Source organism: Chamaesiphon sp. VAR_48_metabat_403, assembly GCF_031422475.1.
GTDB lineage: Bacteria > Cyanobacteriota > Cyanobacteriia > Cyanobacteriales > Chamaesiphonaceae > Chamaesiphon.
Genome location: NZ_JANPLS010000404.1, coordinates 1 through 5,011 on the forward strand (window position 1 = coordinate 1; position 5,011 = coordinate 5,011).

Annotated in this window: 6 protein-coding genes; 4 read left to right on the forward strand and 2 right to left on the reverse strand. The window is 46.6% G+C overall.

Annotated elements, in window-relative coordinates; genetic code table 11:
* The first annotated feature begins 452 nt into the window (after positions 1 to 452).
* Genes RMO79_RS19135 through RMO79_RS19145 form a run of 3 tightly spaced genes read left to right on the forward strand, consistent with a single transcriptional unit; the run spans position 453 to position 4,067 of the window.
* Complete coding sequence (locus RMO79_RS19135; protein ID WP_310484835.1) at positions 453 to 1,697, forward strand: DUF4255 domain-containing protein; 1,245 nt, start codon at positions 453 to 455, stop codon at positions 1,695 to 1,697.
* The gene (locus RMO79_RS19140; RefSeq protein ID WP_310484836.1) at positions 1,694 to 3,736 is read left to right on the forward strand and encodes an ATP-binding protein; all 2,043 of its coding nucleotides are present in this window, start codon (positions 1,694 to 1,696) and stop codon (positions 3,734 to 3,736) included. Before RMO79_RS19135 ends, RMO79_RS19140 begins: the two co-directional genes overlap by 4 nt.
* Before the next feature lie 43 nt (positions 3,737 to 3,779).
* Positions 3,780 to 4,067 (forward strand): hypothetical protein, encoded by a 288-nt coding sequence (locus RMO79_RS19145; RefSeq protein WP_310484837.1) that lies wholly within the window; start codon positions 3,780 to 3,782, stop codon positions 4,065 to 4,067.
* Positions 4,068 to 4,091: 24 nt separating this feature from the next.
* Here the strand turns inward: RMO79_RS19145 and RMO79_RS24635 are convergent, their stop codons facing one another.
* The gene (locus RMO79_RS24635) at positions 4,092 to 4,316 is read right to left on the reverse strand and encodes an IS1 family transposase (RefSeq protein WP_396136635.1); all 225 of its coding nucleotides are present in this window, start codon (positions 4,314 to 4,316) and stop codon (positions 4,092 to 4,094) included.
* A 54-nt stretch (positions 4,317 to 4,370) separates the two neighbouring features.
* Positions 4,371 to 4,637, reverse strand: coding sequence for a hypothetical protein (locus RMO79_RS19150; RefSeq protein WP_310484839.1), 267 nt, complete (start codon positions 4,635 to 4,637; stop codon positions 4,371 to 4,373).
* A 111-nt stretch (positions 4,638 to 4,748) separates the two neighbouring features.
* Here RMO79_RS19150 and RMO79_RS19155 point away from each other — a divergent pair, with 111 nt between their 5' ends.
* Positions 4,749 to 4,871, forward strand: a complete 123-nt coding sequence (locus RMO79_RS19155; protein ID WP_310484840.1) for a hypothetical protein — start codon at positions 4,749 to 4,751, stop codon at positions 4,869 to 4,871.
* Positions 4,872 to 5,011 lie beyond the last annotated feature (140 nt).

Below are 5,011 nucleotides of genomic sequence, written 5' to 3' on the forward strand. Positions count from 1 at the left end.
AAGGGGGATTTAGGGGGATTCAAGCCCACTTCGCTTATTTCTAGAGAGTGTGTACACGGTAGCTTTCCAAGGGAGATTTAGGGGGATTTCTAGGGTTTTCGCTTTTATTCAGACTTGTGTGTACACCGTAGCCTTATAAAGGGAGGCTTTTCTTACTCCCTCCCCTGTCTTGTCTCGCTTCCATGGTCGGGGAACAAAGGCGGGATCGAGCCGCGCATATTCGGGGAGGGCTGGGGTGGGGTAAAGGGACTACGCAGCAATTCAAATAACTTGTGTACACACAATAGACTTGGGTAAGAGATTGTGGGTGAGGACAAGTTTCCTGTCAAACATCATTTATTAAGACCAGATTTGTCTAATGCCCGACATTTAAATGTATTATTTTGTTGTAAATGTTATTTTGTGTCTGGGTTTTGGGATAATTTGTGTAGCGATGATGGGGTAATCAAAGGATGAGTAATGTACTCTCGATCGCTGCTGTAACGGCAGTAATTAAAGATTTACTAGAAAACGGTCTTGTCAGTGATGCGATCGTCTCTAGTATTGGGGATGTAATGGTGACTGCATTACCGCCCGATCGCATTTCGGTCGAAGCCGACGAACGTCCGCAATTAAATCTATTTCTGTATCAAATTTCACCCAATCGGAATGCTGATTGGTTGTCAAATACAGCAGATAAACAATTTGCCCGCGACGCTCGTGCGGCGAATCCACCGTTAGCTTTAGATTTATATTATTTGCTGACGGCGTATGGTGCTAAAGATTTTCAGGCGGAATTACTATTGGGTTATGCGATCCATTTATTGTATAAAATTCCCGTACTGACGAGCGATCGGATCGAGACAGCGTTAACTAATGCAACTAAAGTTAGTGCGGCTAATGTATTTTCGCAAGCACTTTCGGCAATTTCAGCAACGGAGTTAGCCCAAAATCTTGGAGAAATTAAGATTTCTTCAGAATTTTTAAACCTTGAAGAAACATCGAGATTGTGGTCGTTACTGCAAACTAATTATCGCCCTTCGACTGCCTATAAGGTGTCGATGGTATCGATACCCGATCGTCACGATCTCGATCCCGCAGCCGTAAAAAATTGCCGATTGCCACAAATCGATCGAGTTACTTCGATCGGAGATCGATCGATTACTGTTAATAATTCATTATTAATTCGCGGGCGAGATTTACGCGGCGAAATTACCAAAATTAGAATCGGCAAGCAGGATATCTTACTAGCACCCCAAGATGTTACTCCCAATCAAATTACCCTCAAAGTACCCGCACATTTATCGGCTGGAGTTCAAGGAGTCCAAATTTTGCACTCATTGAGCAGCGCGCCAGATCGCTTTATCGAGTCTAATCTCGCTGCCTTTGTTTTACATCCAGAAATTACTGCCACCGTTACCCAAATTCGCGATCGCGATAAAGATGTTCGTAGTGCCGATATTGCTGTCAAATTTAGCCCCAAAGTTGGCGCGTCCCAGCAAGTAACTTTACTCTTAGCCGATCCAGCGATGCCCCACAAAATTGTCCATACCTGTCTCGCAACTTCCGCTAATGAGGATACCGATTTATTAACATTTAATGTTGCTAATCTCGCTGCTGGTACCTATCTAGTCAGAGTGCGGGTAGATGGTGCCGAAAGTCAGCTTCATGTCGATTTATTCGGTAAATGCGGTGGCACGCAGGTAGTCATTCCATGAGTAAGAAAACACAGATTATTGATGTTGGTGAGAGCAGAGAATTAGAGCCGGATACGTTACTAAATAGTCGAGATTGGAATGCAGCCAACCATCATTACTTATCAACCGCGATCGAAGTATTACGCAATCGGTTGGAATGCTATGGATCTCCGCCTCAGAGCCAGCCGGAATTGCAATTACGCGGCATGGAACTCGATCGAGATTTGGAGGCGGCTGTAGCGGCTTTACCTGCGCCCTCAGCTCTCGATCGACTGTGCCAACTCTTTAATTTATCGACATTCGATCGCCAGATTCTACTACTGTGTGTGGCGATCGAATTTAGGGTCGATTTTGGCAGCTTATTTGCGGCGGTACAAGGTAACGCTCAATTCACCTACCCGACTTTAGGCTTGGCTCTAGCCGTATTCCCCGATTCCGACTGGAAATCGATCGCCCCCGATGCCCCATTGCGGCACTGGCGATTGATAGAAATCGGCGCGGGGAATGCCCTCACGGGGAGTCCGATCAAACTGGACGAACGGATTTTGCACTACATCCTCGGTACCGAATGTGCGGATGCGCGGCTGGCGACGATGGTGGAATCTTTAACCGCTGAAGCAGGCGAATTAGTGCCATCGCATCAAATTCTCGCCGATCGGATTGCCGCACTCTGGAGACAACCGCGATCGGGTAGAATCCCGGTAGTGCAATTATCTGGAGCCGAATTCGATAGTAAAAAAGCGATCGCAGCCACCGTCTGTCAGATCTGCGAACTGCGATCGATCTCCATTCCCGCTCAAGCCATTCCCCTCGCCGCTGACGAACTCGATACCTTTATCCGCCTGTGGCAACGCGAAACAATTTTAACCAATAGCATTCTCTACCTCGACTGCGACGAATTCGATGCCGATGCACCCCGCGCCAGAGCGATCTCGCGCCTGCTACACTCGATCGAACGATGCTTATTCGTCGCCAGTCGCGAACGATTGCGTGTCGGGCAACGCCCGGTAGTAAATTTTGAAGTCGGCTTACCGCATTTTGACGAACAGAGCCAAGTCTGGCATCGATCGATCGGCAAATTAGCCCCAGAATTTAACACGCAAGTTCCTAAGCTCGTATCTCAATTTAACCTCAGCCCTACGACCATTCAAGCCGCCTGTATCGAAGCCGCAGGGCATTTGCACCTCAACACCGAAAACGACCTGGGACACGTCCTCTGGGATGCCTGTCGCTGGCAAGCGCGTCCCCGCCTCGACGAATTGGCTCAACAGATTCCCCCTAGTGCCGATTGGGAAAATTTGGTACTACCAGATTCCCAGCGCGAAATCCTGAGGGAAGTCGCCGCCCACGTTCGCCAACGCATCACCGTCTATCAAACCTGGGGCTTCGGAGCCAAAAATTCGCGCGGATTGGGGATTAGTGCCCTCTTTGCTGGCTCTAGCGGTACGGGTAAAACCCTCGCGGCGGAAGTATTAGCCCAAGAATTACGCCTCGATCTCTATCGAATCGATCTCTCTTCAGTCGTCAGTAAATATATCGGCGAAACTGAAAAAAACCTGCGCCGAGTTTTCGATGCCGCCGAATATGGCGGCGCAATTTTATTATTCGATGAAGCCGATGCCTTATTCGGCAAACGCAGCGAAGTTAAAGATGCCCGCGATCGCTATGCGAATATCGAGGTAAGTTATCTCTTACAACGGATGGAATCTTATCCCGGTTTAGCAATTTTAACGACTAACTTAAAAAGTGCGATCGATCCGGCATTCTTACGCCGCATTCGTTTTGTCACCCAGTTTCCCTTCCCCGATGCCTCCCAACGTGCCGAAATTTGGCGGCGTATTTTCCCCCGCAATACCCCGACTGAAGATTTAGATTATCTCAAATTAGGACGATTGAATGTCGCTGGCGGGAACATCCGTAATATCGCTCTTAATGGCGCATTTCTAGCAGCCGATCGCGGCGAAGCAGTCCAGATGAAGCACATACTCAGAGCGGCACAGACGGAATATAGCAAGCTCGAAAAATCTCTAACAGAAGCAGAAGTCGGCGGCTGGGTGTAACCGATCGAGTTTAGAGTATAAGCTTTTGAAAAATGGCGTAAAAATGCAAAGTTTTTCTGTTACTGAAATCCAAGCTACTCATAGTGAAGCTCTAAATCGGGCTGCTGTCGAGCCTGTTTTATTAACGGCAGAATCTCAATTGAGTTATGTAATTATGTCAGTTGAAAACTACGATCTGTTAATCGAAAAACTGGCTCGATTGGAAGACTTAGCTATTCTCCACAGGAGAGGCTACGCCAACGGTCAGCAAGCCCAAGCTGCTCTTTCAAGCTCGCGGATGGTTGGATCTGAGGTTTTCACCGCAGAACTTCAGCGGTTGGCTGTAAACTAGCATTTAACCTAAACTCACGTTATTCTATTTCTTTTGTCGATGCCGCTTAACTTTCTCGTAGTTGGTCAATGGGCGATCTCCGATGCAGGGACGACCGACAGCAGTAAAAGTAAATGATTTGCCACAAGTGTTACAACGATAACGTTGGGTGCCACTGCTAGTCCTACCGAAGAGACGGATAGCTATCGACTGGCAGTGTGGGCAAGATATAATTGACATAGATTGCTTTAATTGTTTGTCGATATTCATGAGATGCGATCGATTACTAGCAACCGGATAATTCGGTTGCTAGTAATTTAAATTTTAGTCGAGGTCGTCAACCCGCGCTTCTAGTGCTGTTACCCGCTGATTTACCCGACGACTTTTGCGGGCATTTCGCTCTGTTTGAACTTCCATTACATTAAGATCCACGTTGAGATCGTTAATTGCGACTTGCATCGAATCAAAACCAGACCGCATTGCAATCATTAAAGTACCTTCAATGCTATCGATCCGATTTTGCATGACAGTCATAGCTTGAACTATTTGACTAAGCTGATTTTCAAGCCGATCGAAACGTTCTTCTGACATATTTTTTACTTGGTTAATTGTTTGTCGATATTATAATTGTATGTGATAACTTAATGTGTGTCAAGTTTCAACAAAAGCTAAGAATTTACGAATATCGAATGGAATAACATCTTGCTAGCAAGTATCGATCGCGGCGAAGCAGTCCAGATGAAACATTTACTCAGAGCGGCACAGACGGAATATAGCAAGCTTGAAAAATCTCTCACCGAAGCAGAAGTTGGCGGGTGGGTGTAAGAGGGTGTTTGAAAAGTATAGATTGAATCCCCCCAGCCCCCTTAAAAAGGGGGAGCAAGAGTCAAAGTTCCCCTTTTTAAGGGGGATTTAGGAGGATTGACAGCCTGCAATCGTATCAAATAAAACTTTTCAAACAGCCT

Excerpts from the sequence above, each read along its gene's own strand:
- RMO79_RS19135 (WP_310484835.1), top strand. The coding sequence starts at position 453 with ATGAGTAATGTACTCTCGATCGCTGCTGTAACGGCAGTAATTAAAGAT.
- RMO79_RS19140 (WP_310484836.1), top strand. The coding sequence starts at position 1,694 with ATGAGTAAGAAAACACAGATTATTGATGTTGGTGAGAGCAGAGAATTA.
- RMO79_RS19145 (WP_310484837.1), top strand. The coding sequence starts at position 3,780 with ATGCAAAGTTTTTCTGTTACTGAAATCCAAGCTACTCATAGTGAAGCT.
- RMO79_RS24635 (WP_396136635.1), bottom strand. The coding sequence starts at position 4,316 with ATGAATATCGACAAACAATTAAAGCAATCTATGTCAATTATATCTTGC.
- RMO79_RS19150 (WP_310484839.1), bottom strand. The coding sequence starts at position 4,637 with ATGTCAGAAGAACGTTTCGATCGGCTTGAAAATCAGCTTAGTCAAATA.